The organism is Kitasatospora sp. NPDC058048 (genome assembly GCF_042885555.1).
Taxonomy (GTDB): domain Bacteria; phylum Actinomycetota; class Actinomycetes; order Streptomycetales; family Streptomycetaceae; genus Kitasatospora; species Kitasatospora lactacystinica.
In genome coordinates this window covers 1-16,761 of the sequence record NZ_JBHVRT010000061.1, presented here as the reverse complement: position 1 = coordinate 16,761, position 16,761 = coordinate 1, and the positions used below count along the sequence as shown (strand labels likewise).

General features: G+C 73.3%; 16 protein-coding genes. 13 read left to right on the top strand and 3 right to left on the bottom strand.

The genetic code is table 11. The annotated features are described in order from the left end of the window. Nucleotides 1-385 precede the first annotated feature (385 nt). From gcl to ACFVVA_RS39200, 4 genes are all read left to right on the top strand, one after another. Nucleotides 386-2,167 (top strand): glyoxylate carboligase, encoded by a 1,782-nt coding sequence (gene gcl / locus ACFVVA_RS39215; RefSeq protein ID WP_387695471.1) that lies wholly within the window; start codon nucleotides 386-388, stop codon nucleotides 2,165-2,167. Nucleotides 2,168-2,377: 210 nt separating this feature from the next. Then, a complete protein-coding gene (locus ACFVVA_RS39210) occupies nucleotides 2,378-2,866 on the top strand; it encodes a glutathione peroxidase (RefSeq protein WP_387695470.1) in 489 nt (162 codons plus the stop codon). A 158-nt stretch (nucleotides 2,867-3,024) separates the two neighbouring features. Then, nucleotides 3,025-4,230: a hypothetical protein gene (locus ACFVVA_RS39205; RefSeq protein WP_387695468.1), complete on the top strand. Its 1,206-nt coding sequence runs from the start codon at nucleotides 3,025-3,027 to the stop codon at nucleotides 4,228-4,230. A 160-nt stretch (nucleotides 4,231-4,390) separates the two neighbouring features. Further along, nucleotides 4,391-5,659 carry a metallophosphoesterase gene (locus ACFVVA_RS39200; protein WP_387695467.1) on the top strand — a complete coding sequence of 423 codons (1,269 nt, stop codon included), beginning with the start codon at nucleotides 4,391-4,393 and terminating at the stop codon, nucleotides 5,657-5,659. A gap of 85 nt (nucleotides 5,660-5,744) precedes the next feature. Here ACFVVA_RS39200 and ACFVVA_RS39195 read toward each other — a convergent pair whose 3' ends face one another. Next, entirely contained in the window at nucleotides 5,745-6,668 is a 924-nt protein-coding gene (locus ACFVVA_RS39195; protein ID WP_387695466.1) for a LysR family transcriptional regulator, read from the bottom strand. Nucleotides 6,669-6,764: 96 nt separating this feature from the next. Here ACFVVA_RS39195 and ACFVVA_RS39190 point away from each other — a divergent pair, with 96 nt between their 5' ends. From ACFVVA_RS39190 to ACFVVA_RS39165, 6 genes are all read left to right on the top strand, one after another. Then, nucleotides 6,765-7,469, top strand: a complete 705-nt coding sequence (locus tag ACFVVA_RS39190) for a succinate dehydrogenase cytochrome b subunit (protein ID WP_380354559.1) — start codon at nucleotides 6,765-6,767, stop codon at nucleotides 7,467-7,469. 41 nt (nucleotides 7,470-7,510) lie between these two features. Beyond that, nucleotides 7,511-9,454 (top strand): fumarate reductase/succinate dehydrogenase flavoprotein subunit, encoded by a 1,944-nt coding sequence (locus ACFVVA_RS39185; protein WP_387695495.1) that lies wholly within the window; start codon nucleotides 7,511-7,513, stop codon nucleotides 9,452-9,454. Continuing rightward, nucleotides 9,451-10,188 (top strand): succinate dehydrogenase/fumarate reductase iron-sulfur subunit, encoded by a 738-nt coding sequence (locus ACFVVA_RS39180; RefSeq protein WP_359913819.1) that lies wholly within the window; start codon nucleotides 9,451-9,453, stop codon nucleotides 10,186-10,188. Before ACFVVA_RS39185 ends, ACFVVA_RS39180 begins: the two co-directional genes overlap by 4 nt. 339 nt (nucleotides 10,189-10,527) lie before the next feature. Then, on the top strand, nucleotides 10,528-10,833 hold the full coding sequence (locus ACFVVA_RS39175) for a hypothetical protein (RefSeq protein ID WP_387695465.1): 306 nt from the start codon (nucleotides 10,528-10,530) through the stop codon (nucleotides 10,831-10,833). A 128-nt stretch (nucleotides 10,834-10,961) separates the two neighbouring features. Further along, the gene (locus ACFVVA_RS39170) at nucleotides 10,962-11,648 is read left to right on the top strand and encodes a DUF6232 family protein (RefSeq protein ID WP_387695464.1); all 687 of its coding nucleotides are present in this window, start codon (nucleotides 10,962-10,964) and stop codon (nucleotides 11,646-11,648) included. After that, on the top strand, nucleotides 11,645-12,013 hold the full coding sequence (locus ACFVVA_RS39165) for a hypothetical protein (RefSeq protein WP_387695463.1): 369 nt from the start codon (nucleotides 11,645-11,647) through the stop codon (nucleotides 12,011-12,013). Before ACFVVA_RS39170 ends, ACFVVA_RS39165 begins: the two co-directional genes overlap by 4 nt. Nucleotides 12,014-12,048: 35 nt before the next feature. Here the strand turns inward: ACFVVA_RS39165 and ACFVVA_RS39160 are convergent, their stop codons facing one another. Both ACFVVA_RS39160 and ACFVVA_RS39155 read right to left on the bottom strand, forming a co-directional pair. Beyond that, nucleotides 12,049-12,282: an alpha/beta fold hydrolase gene (locus tag ACFVVA_RS39160; RefSeq protein WP_387695462.1), complete on the bottom strand. Its 234-nt coding sequence runs from the start codon at nucleotides 12,280-12,282 to the stop codon at nucleotides 12,049-12,051. 96 nt (nucleotides 12,283-12,378) lie between these two features. Further along, nucleotides 12,379-13,323: a DUF2797 domain-containing protein gene (locus tag ACFVVA_RS39155; protein WP_387695461.1), complete on the bottom strand. Its 945-nt coding sequence runs from the start codon at nucleotides 13,321-13,323 to the stop codon at nucleotides 12,379-12,381. Nucleotides 13,324-13,542: 219 nt separating this feature from the next. Between ACFVVA_RS39155 and ACFVVA_RS39150 the strand changes: the two genes are divergently transcribed. The 3 genes from ACFVVA_RS39150 to ACFVVA_RS39140 all read left to right on the top strand — a co-directional run. Next, nucleotides 13,543-13,863 carry a hypothetical protein gene (locus ACFVVA_RS39150; protein ID WP_359913833.1) on the top strand — a complete coding sequence of 107 codons (321 nt, stop codon included), beginning with the start codon at nucleotides 13,543-13,545 and terminating at the stop codon, nucleotides 13,861-13,863. 276 nt (nucleotides 13,864-14,139) lie between these two features. Then, entirely contained in the window at nucleotides 14,140-16,281 is a 2,142-nt protein-coding gene (locus ACFVVA_RS39145; protein WP_387695460.1) for a restriction endonuclease, read from the top strand. A 174-nt stretch (nucleotides 16,282-16,455) separates the two neighbouring features. After that, nucleotides 16,456-16,761: ATP-binding cassette domain-containing protein (locus ACFVVA_RS39140; RefSeq protein WP_359913838.1), on the top strand; the 306-nt coding region annotated here is incomplete at its 3' end.

The following is a 16,761-nucleotide window of genomic DNA, read 5'->3' as shown; positions in this document are numbered from 1 at the left end:
CGTGCCACCGACGGTACCCAGCGCGGCGGGGCGGGCCAACGACCGGCACCGTCCCTTCACGGCCACTGCACACCGGCTGCGCTTCCCGGCGCGGAGCGTCCGCTTCCCCGGGCACACCAGCACGACTGCCGTTCGGGCGTGCGAATCCCCACCGGTCCGGCCGCGCCGCGCGGCCCTGCTCCCGGCCCGATTCCCGCCCCGCCGCCGACCCGCCGCCGGCCCACCGCCGACCCCGCCCGAGGCTTCCACATTCTGTTGAAGTCCTCTTGACGCTCCGACGGACCCCGCCCTACCGTGTTTCCGCATACAGAAACCGTTCTTCCGCATGATGGAATTCGAGAGATGAGCCCTCCGAGCCACTGCGGGCCGAAGCAGGAGAGATCCGATGCCTCGTATGACAGCCGCCCGCGCGGCCGTGGAGATCCTCAAGCTCGAAGGCGTCGAGGTCGCGTTCGGCGTGCCGGGCGCAGCCATCAACCCGTTCTACGCCGCACTCAAGGCCTCCGGCGGGATCGGGCACACGCTGGCCCGGCACGTCGAGGGCGCCTCCCACATGGCCGAGGGCTACACCCGCGCCGAGGCCGGCAACATCGGGGTCTGCATCGGCACCTCCGGCCCGGCGGGCACCGACATGATCACCGGCCTGTACTCGGCGATCGCCGACTCCGTCCCGATCCTCTGCATCACCGGCCAGGCGCCCGTCGCCCGGCTGCACAAGGAGGACTTCCAGGCCGTCGACATCGCCTCCATCGCACGGCCGGTCACCAAGGCCGCCACCACCGTGCTGGAGGCCGCGCAGGTCCCCGGCATGTTCCAGCAGGCCTTCCACCTGATGCGCTCCGGCCGCCCCGGCCCGGTCCTGATCGACCTGCCGATCGACGTCCAGCTCACCGAGATCGACTTCGACCCGGAGGCCTACCAGCCGCTGCCGGTCTACAAGCCCGCCGCCAACCGCACCCAGATCGAGAAGGCCCTCGCGCTGCTCCAGCGGTCCGAACGCCCGCTGATCGTCGCCGGCGGCGGCGTCGTCAACGCCGACGCCTGCGAGCTGCTGCTGGAGTTCGCCGAGCTCACCGGAGTCCCGGTGGTCCCGACCCTGATGGGCTGGGGCATCGTCCCGGACGACCACCGGCTGAACGCCGGCATGGTCGGCCTGCAGACCTCGCACCGCTACGGCAACGAGAACTTCCTCGCCTCCGACTTCGTCCTCGGCATCGGCAACCGCTGGGCCAACCGCCACACCGGCGGCCTGGACGTCTACACCGCGGGCCGCACCTTCGTCCACGTCGACATCGAACCCACCCAGCTCGGCCGGATCTTCGCCCCGGACCTCGGCATCGCCTCCGACGCCAAGGCCGCGCTGGAACTGTTCGTCGAGGTGGCGCGCGAGCTGCGGGCCGCCGGCACCCTCAAGGACCGCGGCGCCTGGGCCGCCTCCACCCAGGAGCGCAAGGCCCTGCTCCAGCGCCGCACCCACTTCGACGACGTGCCGCTCAAGCCGCAGCGCGTGTACGAGGAGATGAACAGGGCCTTCGGCCCGGAGACCCGCTACGTCACCACCATCGGCCTGTCCCAGATCGCCGGCGCGCAGCTGCTGCACGTCTACCGGCCGCGCCACTGGATCAACTGCGGCCAGGCCGGCCCGCTCGGCTGGACCGTCCCGGCCGCGCTGGGCGTCGCCACCGCCGACCCCGCGGGCCAGGTCGTCGCGCTCTCCGGCGACTACGACTTCCAGTTCATGATCGAGGAGCTGGCGGTCGGCGCCCAGCACCGCATCCCGTACGTCCACGTGCTGGTGAACAACTCCTACCTGGGCCTGATCCGCCAGGCGCAGCGCACCTTCGACATCGACTACCAGGTCAACCTGGAGTTCGAGAACGTCAACTCCCCGGAGCTGGGCGGCTACGGCGTCGACCACGTCAAGGTCGTCGAGGGCCTGGGCTGCAAGGCGATCCGGGTCACCGAACCGCAGGGCCTGCTGCCCGCGTTCGAGGAGGCCAAGAAGCTGGCCGCGGAGTTCCGCGTCCCGGTCGTGGTCGAGGCGATCCTGGAGCGGGTCACCAACATCTCGATGGCCGCCGCCGACATCGACAAGGTCAACGAGTTCGAGGAGACGGCCACCCTCCCGGAGCACGCCCCGACGGCCATCAGGCCGCTGGCGCTCTGAACCCGCGCCCGACCCGCGCCCGACCCGCCCCGAACGCGCCGCGGCCGGTCGCGCGCACCGGTCGTGCGGGGGCGGACGAGCCGCTCCGTGCGCCCCCACGCGCCCCCGCGCCCGGAACACCGGCACGCCGACCGCGGTTGATCAGGTCACGGCCGCTACCGTGGCCCCGGAAGAGGCCCGGCCCGACGACTCCCCGAAAGGACCACTCCCGTGAGCCTGTACGACATCCCGCTGCGCACCCTCGACGGCGCGCCCACCTCGCTGGCCGACCACAAGGGCAAGGCGCTGCTCATCGTCAACGTCGCCTCCCGGTGCGGCCTGACCCCGCAGTACGAGGGCCTGGAGCGGCTCCAGCAGCGGTACGCCGGGCGCGGGTTCACCGTGCTGGGCTTCCCCTGCAACCAGTTCGCCGGGCAGGAGCCGGGCAGCGCCGAGGAGATCCGCACCTTCTGCTCCACCACCTACGGCGTGACCTTCCCGCTGTTCGAGAAGATCGACGTCAACGGCGAGGACCGCCACCCGCTGTACGCCAAGCTCACCGAGGTCGCCGACGCCGACGGCCAGGCCGGGGACGTCTCCTGGAACTTCGAGAAGTTCCTGATCTCCCCGGACGGCACCGTCGTCGCCCGCCTGCGCCCCCCGGTCGACCCGGAGGCGCCGGAGCTGATCACTGCCATCGAGGCCGCACTGCCGGCCTGACCGCGCGCACCATGAAGGCCCGGGGCCCGCAGCCCCGGGCCTTCGCCGTGCGCGCACCCGGGGTCCGCACCGGCCTCCGCCGGGTGTTGCGGACATGCTCAACGCACCCCTACCGTGTGTGGCCCTGTTGATCCATTGCGCACGGAGGGCTCACCTTGATGTTCCGTCAAGTCAGAACAGCGGCACGCGCGCTGCTCGCGGCCGGCCTGCTCGTCACCGGCACGATCGCGAGTGCCTCGCCGGCGGCGGCCGCTGCGGCGCCGACGGCCCTGACCGCGTCCGACTACACCCTCACCTCGGACTACCACCAGTACGACACGCTCAACTCGGCGCTCGCCACGACGCTGGGGGCCTCCGCCGTCCACACGGTGATGGAGAACGCGAACCACGACCGGCAGCCGCTCCCCGCGTCCTTCTCCGTGGCCGGCCTCTCCACCGGCTTCCGGTTCGACGACGGCGACAACTCCGACTGCCAGAGCTTCCCCCAGGGCATCACCACGAGCCGGGACGCCGTGGGGACGGCGAACAGCGGCAACTACGACGGCCACCAGCTCGTACTGGTGAGCTGGTACACCAAGGACGGCTGCGACGGCGCCCAGCAGCGCAGCCGGATCACCCTGGCCGACTGGGACGCCACCTACCCCAACAAGTACCGCAAGATCCTCCTGGTGGAGCCGACCGGAACCGCGGCCGCACCGGACTTCAAGGACATCCCGATCCACGCCGGCGGCGTCTCCTGGTACGGCGACTACCTCTACGTCGCCGACACCGGCCGCGGCATGCGCGTCTTCGACATGCGCAAGATCCTCAACACCGACACCGGCGGCACCGCCGACCAGATCGGCCGCCAGTCCGGCTCCGTCTACTACGCCCACAACTACGCGTACGTGCTGCCCCAGATCGGCACGGTCACCGCGCAGGCCGCCACCGGAGCCAAACTGGTGTGGTCGTCGATCTCCCTCGACCGGGTCAGCAAGTCGATCGTGATGACGGAGTACACCTGCCAGGCGAACTGCGTCGACTACCCCAACCGCCCGCCGCGGGCCGTCCGCTTCCCCTTCGCCTCCGGGGCGACGACGTTCGCCGCGACGACGACCGCCGGCCAGGCCCTCCAACTGCCCTGGTACAACCTCAACGGCGTGGCCTCCCACAACGGCCGCTGGTGGTTCAACTCCTCGGGGCAGAAGAAGCTCTACTACTGGACCCCGACCGCCGGCCCCTCGACCTTCGCCTGGGTGGGCGGCGGCGAGAGCCTCTCGTACTGGGAGGACGCCACCGAGCCCGACCTGCTGTGGTCGCTGCAGGAGACCACGGGCGGACGCAACGTCTTCGCGGTCACCCAGTCCACCTACGGCGGCGGCTGAGCCCCGGGCCCGGGCCCGAGTTCACGGACCGGCGCCGTGGCGCACGAACCGGATGACGGGGGCGGCCCCCGGGCGGGCCCGGCGGCAACGGTCTGCCGGATGATGGGAGCGAGGGCACGGCAGCGGATGTGAGGGCAACGCGGTGACAGCAGGCGAATCCATGGAGTTGGAGTCGGGACACCGGTCGGCGGACCGCGAGGGCCCGGAGACCGTCGTGGCCGCTCCCCGGCCCGCGGCGGGCACGGAGCCCCCGGGCGGGGGTGCGCGGCGCCGGCGTTCCCTGGTCCGGCGGCTGACGGTCCTCGTGCTCGTCCTCGTCCTGCTGTGCCTCCCGCCCTGGTGGACGCTGTTCGCCTCCGGCGCCGACTGGCCGTTCCCGGTCTTCCTGGCCGGCACGGTCGTCCTCGCCGGCTGGCTGGTCTCCTTCCCCTTCCTGATGGTCGCGGGCCACGGGCGGCGGCGCAGCGACCGGGCCGCCCGCGTCGCGGACACCAGCCTCGGGATGATCTGGGTGCTGTTCACCTGGTCGGTGCTGGGCGGCGCGGTGGACCTGGTGCTCGTCGGGCTCGACGTCGGCGGCACCGACCGGGCCAGGGCGGTGGCCGTGGCCGTCGCCGTGGTCTCGGCCGGGCTGCTGGGCTGGGGGCACCACGAGGCGATGCGCGTGCCCCGGGTGAAGCGGGTGGACGTGCACGTCCCGCGGCTCGGCGCCGGCCTGGACGGGACCCGGGTCGTGGTGCTGGCCGACACCCACTACGGGCCGATCGACCGGGCGCACTGGTCGGCGCGGGTCACCGAGGCGGTCAACGCGCTCGACGCGGACGTCGTGGTCCACGCCGGCGACATCGCCGACGGCACCCCCGCCCAGCGCCGGGAGCAGTCCGCGCCGCTCGGGACGATCCGGTCGCGGCTGGCCAGGGTCTACGTCACGGGGAACCACGAGTACGGCAGCGAGGCCCAGGGCTGGCTGGACCGGATGGCGGACCTGGGCTGGGAGCCGCTGCACAACCGCCACGTGGTGGTGGAGCGCGGCGGGGACGCCCTCGTGCTCGCCGGCGTGGACGATGTGACCGCGGAGTCCTCCGGCCTGGCGGGACACCGCGCGAACCTGCTCGGCGCACTGGCGGGGGCGGACCCGGCCCTGCCGGTCCTGCTCGTCGCCCACCAGCCCAAGTACGTCCCGCAGGCCGCTGCCGCCGGCATCGACCTGCAGGTCTCCGGGCACACCCACGGCGGCCAGATCTGGCCGTTCAACTTCCTCGTCCGCATCGATCAGCCGGTGGTGCACGGCCTGAGCCGGCACGGGGAGCGGACCCAGCTCTACACCAGCCGCGGCACCGGCTTCTGGGGCCCGCCCTTCCGGGTCTTCGCCCCGAGCGAGATCACTCTGCTCACGCTGCGCTCGGGCGGAACCCCGCCCGCCGCGTAGCGGGCCCGTCGCCCGCCGGATCCGATGCTCGCGGGACGCCGGCTCGCGGGACGCCCGCTCCCCGTCCGCCGGCTCGCGGCAGGGCTCAGGGCAGCAACAGCCGGGTGCCCGGCGGCAGTTCGCCGTCGCGTGCGGCGTCGCGCAGGTGCGCCAGCAGGGTCTCCCGCAGGGCCTCCGCCGCGCGGGTGGGCGGCACCTCGTGGCCGTGCGCGACGGCGATGGTGCGGCCGAGGCCGGGCCCGGCGAACGCGGTCACCGCGAGGCCGGAGCGGGCGGCCACCATCCCGGGGACGACGGCGGGGCCGAGCCCGGCCCGGACGAAGCCCAGCACCGCGTCCATCTCGCCGCCCTCCACCGCGAACCGCGGCTCGAACCCGGCCGCCCGGCAGGCCGCCAGGGTCGCCTCCCGGACGTCGTAGCCCTCCCGGAACATCACCAGCGGCCGGTCCTTCAGCTCCGTCACCCGGACCTTGCGCCGGGCCCGCCCCTCGGCGGCGACCAGCACCAGTTCCTCGTGCAGCAGTTCGGTGACCGACAGCGCGGGCTCCTGCTCCCCGCCCGGCCGGGTGATGATCAGCGCGAGGTCCAGTTCCCCCGCCGCCAGCCAGCCGACCAGATCGCGCGAGCCGCCCTCCCGGACCACCAGCGTCACCCCCGGGTAACGGTCCCGGAAGACCCGCAGCACGTCCGGCACCAGGCTGGTGCACAGGCTCGGCGGCGCGCCCAGCCGGACCCGGCCGCGGCGCAGCTGGACCGTCTCCTGCACGGCCAGCCGGGCGCTCTCGGTGTCCGCGAGGATGCGCCGGGCCAGCGGCAGGAGGGCGTCCCCGGCGTCGGTCAGCGCGATGTTGCCCCGGGTGCGGTGGAACAGTTCGGCGCCCAACTCCCGCTCCAGCGAACGGATCTGTTGCGAGAGCGACGGCTGGGCGACGTGCGCCGCCTCGGCGGCCCGGGTGAAGTGCCGGGTCTCGGCGACGGCCAGGAAGTAGCGGAGTTGCTGGAGCTGCACAGGGCCAGGATAGGCCGCATCGATAGCCAGTGCCTATCGTCACCAGCCGCATCATGTCTTGGACGCACCCGACCCACCGTCCCTACCGTTGCAGCCATGACAACCGCGACTCGGACGGCCCGGCACCCGTCCACCCTGGCGACCCTGTGGCGGTCGACCGTCGGCAAGAAGGCGGTCATGGCCGTCACCGGACTGGCCATGCTGCTGTACCTGGTCGCACACATGCTGGGGAACCTCAAGGTGTTCTTCGGCCCGGACGACATCAACGGCTACGCGGCCTGGCTGCGCACCATCGGGCAGCCCTTCCTGGGCCACGAGTGGTTCCTGTGGATCGCCCGGGCCGGCCTGCTGGCCGCCGTGGTGCTGCACGGCGTCTCCGCGTACCAGCTCAGCCGCCGCGACCTCGCGGCCCGCCCGAGCCGGTACGTGCACAAGCGCCGCCGGGCGAGCTACGCGACCAGGACCATGCGCTGGGGCGGGGTGATCCTGGCGCTGTTCATCGTCTGGCACGTCCTGGACCTCACCACGCTGACCGTGAACCCGGCCGCCGAGCACGGCCACCCGTACCAGAACATCGTGGCCTCCTTCGGCCGCTGGTACGTCGACGTGTTCTACGTCGTCGCGATGCTGGCCGTCGGCCTGCACATCCGGCACGGGTTCTGGAGCGCCGCGCAGACCCTCGGCGCCAACAACGCCCGCCGCGACCGGGCGCTCAAGCTGATCGCGAACGGCCTGGCCCTGGTGCTGACGGCCGGGTTCCTGTCCGTCCCCGTGGCCGTGATGACCGGAGTCGTGAAGTGAGCAGTCGTGAAGTGAGCAGTGGTGAAGCGAGCAGTGGTGACATGAGCTACCTGGAGTACACCCTCGGCGAACCGGTCGCCGACACCAGGGCCCCGGCCGGCCCGATCGAACAGCGCTGGGACCAGCGGCGGTTCGACGCCAAGCTGGTCAACCCGGCCAACCGGCGCAAGCACACCGTGATCGTGGTCGGCACCGGCCTGGCCGGCGGCGCGGCCGGCGCCACCCTGGCCGAACAGGGCTACCACGTCGTCCAGTTCTGCTTCCAGGACTCCCCCAGGCGCGCCCACTCGATCGCCGCCCAGGGCGGCATCAACGCGGCCAAGAACTACCGCAACGACGGCGACTCCATCCGCCGGCTGTTCTACGACACCGTCAAGGGCGGCGACTTCCGCGCCCGCGAGTCCAACGTGCACCGGCTGGCCCAGGTGTCGGTGGAGATCATCGACCAGTGCGTGGCCCAGGGCGTGCCCTTCGCCCGCGAGTACGGCGGCCTGCTCGACACCCGGTCCTTCGGCGGCGTGCAGGTCTCCCGGACCTTCTACGCCCGCGGCCAGACCGGCCAGCAGCTGCTGCTCGGCGCCTACCAGGCGCTCTCCCGGCAGATCGCCGCCGGGAACGTGGAACTGCACCCGCGCACCGAGATGCTCGACCTGCTGGTGGTCGACGGCCGGGCCCGCGGCATCGTCGCCCGCGACCTCGTCACCGGCGAGATCCGCAGCTACACCGCGGACGCCGTGGTGCTCGCCAGCGGCGGCTACGGCAACGTGTTCTACCTCTCCACCAACGCCAAGAACTCCAACACCACCGCGATCTGGCGGGCGCACCGGCGCGGCGCGTACTTCGCCAACCCGTGCTTCACCCAGATCCACCCGACCTGCATCCCGCGCTCCGGCGACCACCAGTCCAAGCTCACCCTGATGAGCGAGTCGCTGCGCAACGACGGCCGGATCTGGGTGCCCAAGGCGCAGGGCGACACCCGGCCGCCGGCCGAGATCCCCGAGGAGGAGCGGGACTACTACCTGGAGCGGATCTACCCGTCGTTCGGCAACCTGGTGCCCCGCGACATCGCCTCCCGGGCCGCCAAGAACGTCTGCGACGAGGGCCGCGGTGTCGGCCCCGGCGGCCAGGGCGTCTACCTGGACTTCGCCGACGCGATCCGCCGGCTGGGCCGGGACGCCGTCGAGGCCAGGTACGGCAACCTCTTCGAGATGTACGAGCGGATCACCGCCGAGGACCCGTACCGGGTGCCGATGCGGATCTACCCGGCGATCCACTACACGATGGGCGGGCTCTGGGTCGACTACGACCTGCAGACCACCGTCCCCGGCCTGTTCGCGATCGGGGAGGCCAACTTCTCCGACCACGGCGCCAACCGGCTCGGCGCCAGCGCCCTGATGCAGGGCCTGGCCGACGGCTACTTCGTGCTGCCGCCGACCATCAACGACTACCTGGCCCGCCACCCGCTGCCGGCCGTGCCCGCCGACCACCCGGTGCTCGCCGAGGTGGAGGCCGAGGTCGAGGACCGGCTCAACCTGATCCTCGCGGTGAACGGCGACCGCACCCCGGACTCCTTCCACCGCGAACTCGGCGAACTGCTCTGGAACGAGTGCGGGATGGCCCGCGACGAGGCCGGACTGCGGCGGGCGCTGGAGCGGATCCCGCGGCTGCGCGAGGAGTTCTGGCGCCGGATCAAGGTGCCCGGCACCGGGCAGGAGCTCAACCAGTCGCTGGAGAAGGCCAACCGGCTCGTCGACTACTTCGAACTGGCCGAACTGATGTGCCTGGACGCACTGCACCGCGCCGAATCCTGCGGCGGCCACTTCCGCACCGAGAGCCAGACCCCGGACGGCGAGGCCGCCCGCCGCGACGAGGACTTCTCCTACGCCGCCGCCTGGGAGTTCACCGCCACCGGCGCGGCACCCGTCCTCCACCGCGAGGAACTCGACTTCGAGCACGTCCACCCCACCCAGCGGAGCTACGCGTGAACCTCACCCTGCGCATCTGGCGCCAGGCCGGCCCGGACGCACCCGGCTCGATGACCACCTACCAGGTCAGCGGGATCAGCCCGGACATGTCCTTCCTGGAGATGCTGGACACCCTCAACGAAGAACTGATCACTCGCGGCGACCAGCCCGTCGCCTTCGACCACGACTGCCGCGAGGGCATCTGCGGCGCCTGCGGCATGGTCATCAACGGCCGGGCGCACGGCCCCGAGCGCACCACCACCTGCCAGCTGCACATGCGGCACTTCCAGGACGGCGACACCATCGACGTCGAGCCCTGGCGGGCGGCGGCCTTCCCGGTGGTCAAGGACCTGGTGGTGGACCGCTCGGCCTTCGACCGGATCATCGGCTCCGGCGGCTACATCACCGCCCCCACCGGCAGCGCCCCCGAGGCGCACGCCACGCCCGTCCCCAAGGAGGTCGCCGACACCGCCTTCGAGCACGCCGAGTGCATCGGCTGCGGCGCCTGTGTGGCGGCCTGCCCGAACGGCTCGGCGATGCTCTTCACTTCCGCCAAGGTGGTGCACCTCAACGTGCTGCCGCAGGGCGCGCCCGAACGGGCCGCCCGGGTGCGGAACATGGTCTCGGCCATGGACGCCGAGGGCTTCGGCGGCTGCACCAACACCGGCGAGTGCGCCACCGCCTGCCCCAAGGGCATCCCGCTGCCCAGCATCGCGGCGATGAACCGGGAGTTCCTGCGGGCCGCCCGCGGCTGACAACTCCCCTCCTGCGGTCGGCCTCTGTTCTGGTGCTCAGGCAGGGGCCGACACTTGCTGTGTGGCGGGGCGTGCGGGCGGTGGTTCGCGCTACCCGTACGGGTGGCGGATCCCGGCGGGCGGTGCTTCCTGACGGAGAATCGCGCTACGGTGGTGCTCCGCCACGGAAGGACGGCATATGCCCGAGGTTCAGTCCTGTTCCGGTTGCGGCGGGTCCGGGGGGACCCAGAAGACCGAGGCAACGGTCGAACTGGACGAGGAAGGAAGCATGGTGCCCAGCGTCCACACGTTCTGGTCGCCCTGCGGTCGGTGCCACGGATCCGGGACGGTGATCGTCGGATGAGGTTCGTCTTCGAGTGCGTCGAGTGCGGTGGGCACTACCTGCCGCCCGAGGAGATGGTGTACCCGGACGGGCCGGCCTCTCCGGTCTGGTGCACCGCCTGCCAGAGCGCCAAGCACGCGGCCGGTGTCCGGGAGGACCCGCTGCTCGCCCGGGTCGCCCTGGCCGCCGCCCGGGCCGCGCTGGCCGGGCGGGCCGCGGAGGCGGCCGAGCAGCCGGCCCGCGCCGACGTCCGCCCGTCCCGCCCGCCGCTGTCCCGCCGGGCCCGTTCCGGCCCGGGCGTGGTCCGGGGCAAGCTGAGCTGACGGGCCGCGGTCGGCGGGGCCAGGGCATACGAACCGACGATATGTCAGTTACCGGGTACGGCAATGAACTTGTGCAGACCCGGACCGTGCTGGCACATTGTCCTCCCCTGCAGACAGTATTGGGGGACATGGCCATGCAGCCGACCGATCCTACCGATTCGACCCGGGCCGGCCAGACCGGCTCCTTCCCGTTCGTTCCACCGCCTCCGCCCGGCGGGCCGCCGACACCGGCCCCGTTCGGGCCGCCCCCGCCCACCGCCCCGCCGACCTTCGCGGGCGGTCCCAGCGGCACCCCGACCACCACCCGCGTCGCGGTCACCAACCGCATCCTCTGGATCGGGCAGGCCGCGTACCCGCTGGCCAACGTGGCCCGGGTCGGCACCTCCCTGATCGTGCCCGGCCGGCGCCGCGCGCTCCTGCGGCTGCTCGGCTTCGCCGTGGTCGTCTTCCTGCCCGTGTTCGTGATCGCGCAGGCCGCCGACAGCTCGTCCTCGGACTCCGGGTCCGGCACGCTGGTCCTCGTCGCGGTGATCCTCGTGGCGATCTACTTCCTGATCTTCACCTGGCCGGTGCTGCGCCGGCCCGACCTGTACGTGCTGGCCGTGGACACGGCCGGCCCGCCGACCGCGGTGCTGGCCTGGCTCACCGCGGAGCCGGCGTTCGAGCTGCAGGCCACCATCACCCGCGCGATCGAGAACCCGCAGGCCGAGTTCCAGCAGGTCGTCCAAACCATCAGCGTGGACCTGCGGCAGTACCAGTTCGGCGACAGCGTCAACATCTACGGCGGCCAGGGAAACACGGGAGTCAGCAAGTGAACGACAACCAGCGTCCGGACGTCCAGTACGGCGACCGGGTCACCATGCACGGCGGCAGCAACAACATCGGCATCCAGCACAACAACGGCCCGGCCGCCGACCAGGCGCTGCCGCCGGAGGTCGCCGCGCTGTTCGCCCGGCTCGCCGCCGTGGTCACCGAGCTGGCCCGGGACGGCCGGCTGCACGAGGCGGACCGGCAGAGCCTCGCCGAGGCCCTGCCGGTGCTGACCAGCCCGGCCGCCGAGGAGCCGAGGAGCCGGCGCAACACCCTGCTGCTGCTGGCCGGTGTGGCCCAGAGCCTCGGCGAGGCGGCCGCCCCGGCGCTGGGCCTGGCGAACCAGCTCCTGGCCCTGCTCAGCGGCTGACCGTCCGCCGGCGCCCGGCCGTGCCGGGCGCCGGTCTACGCCGCGCCCCTCGTCTCCGCCTCCGCCTCCGTCTTCGTCTCGGCGAGGAAGCGCTGCACCAGGTCGCCGACGGCGTCCGGGGCGTCCTCGGGGCTGCAGTGGCCGACGCCGGGCAGTTCGACGATCCGGCCGCGGGGGAACGCCTCGGCGAACAGCGGCAGGAAGTGCCGGGCGGCGAGCGCCGCGCGGAGGCCTGGCTGGCCGAAGGGCGTGGGCCCGTCGACGCTCACCGCCCGGGCGATCGGAATGAAAACCGCAAGGCCGAGGCTAGGCCCTTGCGGTTTTATTACGCAACCACGCTGGTCGGGGCGGTTCCGCGAACGCTCTCAGAACAGTGCCTCCTGGGTGTCCGGCTCCGGCGGACGCAGTCGCTCGCGCAGGGTCAGGCCCTCGGACCCGCGGCCGGTGACCGGGCCGAGCGTCCAGCCGGTGAGCAGCCGGGTGTCCAGCAGCAGCGGGCCGGAGCCGTCCGCCTGGTCGAGGAAGAGGTGCCGGCCCACCGGCGGGCGGAGCCGGCCCGCGACGACCGCGCCGTCGGCCAGCCCGACGATCTCCCGGTACGCCTCCGGGGCGCCGCCGGCCAGGCCGTAGCGCTCGACGTGGTCGACCACCGGGCGGTCGGCGAGCAGCTCCACGGCGTGGCCGTCCAGCAGCCGGTGCGCCCGGACGCGGGCCTCGCCGAGCACCGTGCGGCGGTACGGGGCGTCTCCGTGCGACCACCAGTGCTCGGTCTTGAGCCGGGACTTGTACCGCTCGCGGGCCAGGCCCGAGGCGGCGACGGTGAGTTCGGCGCGCCGGACCGCCGGCAGGGCGCCGCGGGCGGTGAACGCGTAGGCCAGCGCGCCCTGTTCGAGCAGTCGGCTGTCGCCGCGCTGCTCGGCGGTGAGGCCGACCTTGAGCAGGCCCTCGCCGAACCAGGCGAGGTAGAGCAGGTAGGTGCGGCCGTCGTCGAGGATCTGGTCCCGGGCGAGGGCGAGGCCGCGGTCCACGCTCTGGCACGCCGGGCACTGGGTCGCGCCGCCGGCCGGATCGATCACCGCGTGGTGCGGGCAGGGCGTGCGCTCCGTCGCCCCCGCCAGCCAGGCCCCGACGCAGCGGCGCGGGCCGCCCAGCAGCCAGCCGACCTCCGCCCCCGGCGCCACCGCGCGCTCGTGCACCCGGGCGCCGCACGCGGCCCCGAGCAGGGCGCGGCCGTCCTGCCAGCTCAGGCCGGTGGAGATCCAGCCGGCGGGGCGACCCTGGGGCTCCGGGTGCTGCGGGGGGATCGTCACGTCTCTCCTTGCCGTCGGTAGCCGTCGAGACTACCCGGTGCCGCCGACAGGCCCGTCGCTCCCGCGGAGTCTCCGGGCCCTGGTGGGCGGGCGGCGGCCGGACCTCCGCTCGAACCCCGCTCGACGGACCCTCCAGTCGACGTGACCCCGTCAAAACACACGGCTAGCGTCCTCGGCAGTGAATCCCCCACGAACGACCCCCTCGGGAAGGGAACAGCCATGCGCATTCTCCAGCGTGCCGCCGCCACCACCGGCGCTCTCGCCCTCGCCGCCTCGGGCCTGCTCCTGGCCGCCGGCCCGGCCTCGGCCACCACGACCGCGTTGAGCTGCAACGCACCGTCCTACTTCACCGGCAGCGGCGGCCACGCGGGCGCCTCGATCCGCTGCGTCGGCTCGGCCTTCACCGGCCGGATCGTCTGTTACAAGCCGGGCTACGGCAACTACACCCACTACGGCAACCGCGCCGAGTCCGGCGGCACCTCGACCACCTGGTGCGACCTCGGCGCGACGATCCAGAAGGCCGACGCCGTCTCCTCCTGACCCTGCGGCAGCACGGCGCGGGAGACCGTGGGCCTGTCCGGCGACACACCGCCGGGCGGGCCCACGTCGGCTTTCCGCCACCTCGGCCGCCACGCCCTCCGGCGCCGTCGCCCCGCCCGAAAGCCCCGCAGGTCACCGGCGCTTGGCCCGGCGGGGTGTTCACGTTCTATTCTTGCGGGCGCGGTCGGCGGCGCAGCCGGGAGGCGGTGCCGCGGCGGCCGGTCGGCGCGAGGCGAATGGGGTGGACGGACGGTGTCGGGGCGGCGGAGCAGCGGGGTGCTGGCGATCTGGGCGGAGGCGCAGCGACAGCAGCAGCGCCGGGAGGAGGCCCGGTGGCGCGCCGAGGCGGCGGAACTGCGCCGCCGGGAGCGGGAGCAGCGCGAGACGCAGAAGGCGGCGGCCCGCGACGAGCGCGAGGCGCTGCGCGCCCACCAGCAGTCGCGGGAGGCGGAGGTGGCCAGGCGGACGGCCGAACTGGACGCCCGGGTCGAGGAGTTGAGGGGGCTGCTGGCCGCCGGGCTGGCCGCGCCGGCCTTCGGCCCGCAGGCCCTGCTGGCGCCGCCGGCGGTGCCGCCGTTCGATCCGGGTCCGCTGGGCGAGCCGGTGCCGATGCCGGACCAGTCCTCGGCCCGGTACTTCGTGCCGCCGCCGGACCCGGTCCAGGCCCGCAACCCGGGGGTGCGGCAGCAGTACGAGCAGTACCTGGCCCAGGCCCGGGCCCGGTTCGAGCAGGACTGGTACGCCGCCCAGGCCCGGGAGGCGGACCGGCAGCAGCGGCTGGCCGGGTACCACCAGGAGTACCGGGCCTGGGCCGAGCAGTCCCGCCGGCAGCAGGAGGAGCTGGCCGCGCGGACCGAGGAGCTGCTGCGCCGGCTGCGGGCGGGTGAGCCGGAGGCGGTGCAGGAGTACTTCACCGCGGGCCTGTACGCCTCGGCGGCCTGGCCGGAGGGCTTCCCGCACCGGCTGGCGGCGGCGTTCGACGCCGGGAGCCGCCAGTTGGTCGTGGACTGGGAGCTGCCCGGGCCGGACGTGGTGCCGGCCGCCGCGCGGGTGCGGTACGTGAAGTCGGACGACCGCGAGGCCGAGGTGGCCCGCCCGGCGACGGAGCGCAAGGCGCTGTACCGGCAGGTGCTGGCGCAGTCGGCGCTGCGGGTGGCGGCGGAGCTGTTCCGGGCGGACCGGGACGGGCTGCTGGACTCGGTGGTGCTGAACGGCTTTGTCCTCGGCATCGACCCGGCGACCGGCCGGGAGGCCGAGCGCTTCCTGTCCACCCTGACCGCGACCCGGGCCGGCTTCGCCGGCCTGGCACTGGACCGGGTCGATCCGCTGGAATGCTTCCAGGGCCTGGGCGGCCGGTTGTCGGCGCGCCCGGAGCGGCTGGACGAGGTGCGCCCGGACCGGCGGCCGGAGAGCGTCGGCGGGAGCCTGGCCGGGCACGGCGGCGAGGACGAGCCGGACCTGTTCGAGATGGACCCGCTGGAGTTCGAGGACCTGATCGCCGAGCTGTTCCGGCTGCGCGGTTTCCGGGTGATGACCACGGCCCGCAGCGGCGACGTCGGGGTGGACGTGGTGGCGGAGGACCTGGACCCGGTGACCGGCGGCAAGATCGTGATCCAGGCGAAGCGCTACAAGAAGACCGTCCCGCCGACGGCGGTGCGCGACCTGGAGTCCACCGTCCGCCACCACGGCGCGAACAAGGGCATCCTGGTCACCACCGCGGGCTTCGGCCGCGGCTCGTACAGCTACATCGAGGGCAAGCCGCTGACGCTGGTGAGCGGTCCGGAGCTGGTCGTCCTGCTCGCCGAGCAGGGTCTGCGCGGCCGGCTCGGCGGCGGGTCCGGGGAGGCCGGGGCCGCCGCTGCCGCCACCACCACCACCGCGAACGGCGGTCCCGAGGGGGCGGGCGAGACCGCCCTCACGGTGAGCTGGCAGAGCCGGACGGCCGGCGGGGACGCGGTGGAGCTGGACGTCACCGCCTTCCTGTGCGCGGGCGGCCGGGTGCTGAGCGACGAGCACTTCGTGTTCTTCAACAGCCCGCAGGATCCGGACGGTTCCGTCCGGCTGCATCCGACCCGCTCGGTGCCGGGCGAGCCGACCCGGGCGGCCCGGCTGGCGCTGGACCTGCACCGGCTGCCGGCCGCCGTCGACGAGGTGGTGGTCGCCGTGTCCACCGAGGAGGAGGAGCACCCGGCGCTGCCGCTCGGCTACGTGCACGGGCTGGCCCTCGCCGCCGCGTACGGGCCGGGCGCGGGCGGTCCGGACGCCTGGGCGGGACCGACCGGCGGGGTGCCGGACACCGCGATGCTGCTCGGGGCGTTCCGCCGGGGCGCCGGCGGCTGGGAGTTCAGCCCGTCCGGGCGGGCGGTGACGAACGGTCTGGCCGGGCTGGCGGCGGCCTTCGGCGTGGCGGTCGAGTAGCCCGCCGGAACCAGATCCCTCAGGGAGCGGCGTCATACCTGAGGAGGAGATCGCCCCCGCCACCCCGCCGGGTGGGCGGGGGCCGACCGTCCGCGCGGCATACACATCGCGTTCGAACAGCTTGGGATGATGTTACGGAGTTAAACATTCCGTTAATCCGTCCCAGGAGTCCACGTGACGTTCCCCGCAACCGCCGTCCACACCGGGCGGGCGGCCGCCCGAGCCACCAGCCTGAACAAGGTCTACGGGGAGGGGGAGACCCGCGTCGTCGCCCTCGACAACGTCAGCGTCACGTTCCCCCAGGGCGAGTTCACCGCCATCATGGGCCCGTCCGGCTCCGGCAAGTCCACCCTCATGCACTGCATGGCCGGCCTGGACACCGTCACCTCCGGCTCCTCCACCATCGGCGACACCGAGCTCGTCGGCCTCAAGGACAAGCAGCTCACCCAGCTGCGCCGCGACCACATCGGCTTCATCTTC

Coding starts and splice junctions, on each gene's coding strand:
- ACFVVA_RS39205 (WP_387695468.1), top strand. CDS start 3,025: ATGTTCCGTCAAGTCAGAACAGCGGCACGCGCGCTGCTCGCGGCCGGC.
- gcl (WP_387695471.1), top strand. CDS start 386: ATGCCTCGTATGACAGCCGCCCGCGCGGCCGTGGAGATCCTCAAGCTC.
- ACFVVA_RS39175 (WP_387695465.1), top strand. CDS start 10,528: ATGAGGTTCGTCTTCGAGTGCGTCGAGTGCGGTGGGCACTACCTGCCG.
- ACFVVA_RS39190 (WP_380354559.1), top strand. CDS start 6,765: ATGACAACCGCGACTCGGACGGCCCGGCACCCGTCCACCCTGGCGACC.
- ACFVVA_RS39150 (WP_359913833.1), top strand. CDS start 13,543: ATGCGCATTCTCCAGCGTGCCGCCGCCACCACCGGCGCTCTCGCCCTC.
- ACFVVA_RS39200 (WP_387695467.1), top strand. CDS start 4,391: ATGGAGTTGGAGTCGGGACACCGGTCGGCGGACCGCGAGGGCCCGGAG.
- ACFVVA_RS39170 (WP_387695464.1), top strand. CDS start 10,962: ATGGCCATGCAGCCGACCGATCCTACCGATTCGACCCGGGCCGGCCAG.
- ACFVVA_RS39185 (WP_387695495.1), top strand. CDS start 7,511: ATGAGCTACCTGGAGTACACCCTCGGCGAACCGGTCGCCGACACCAGG.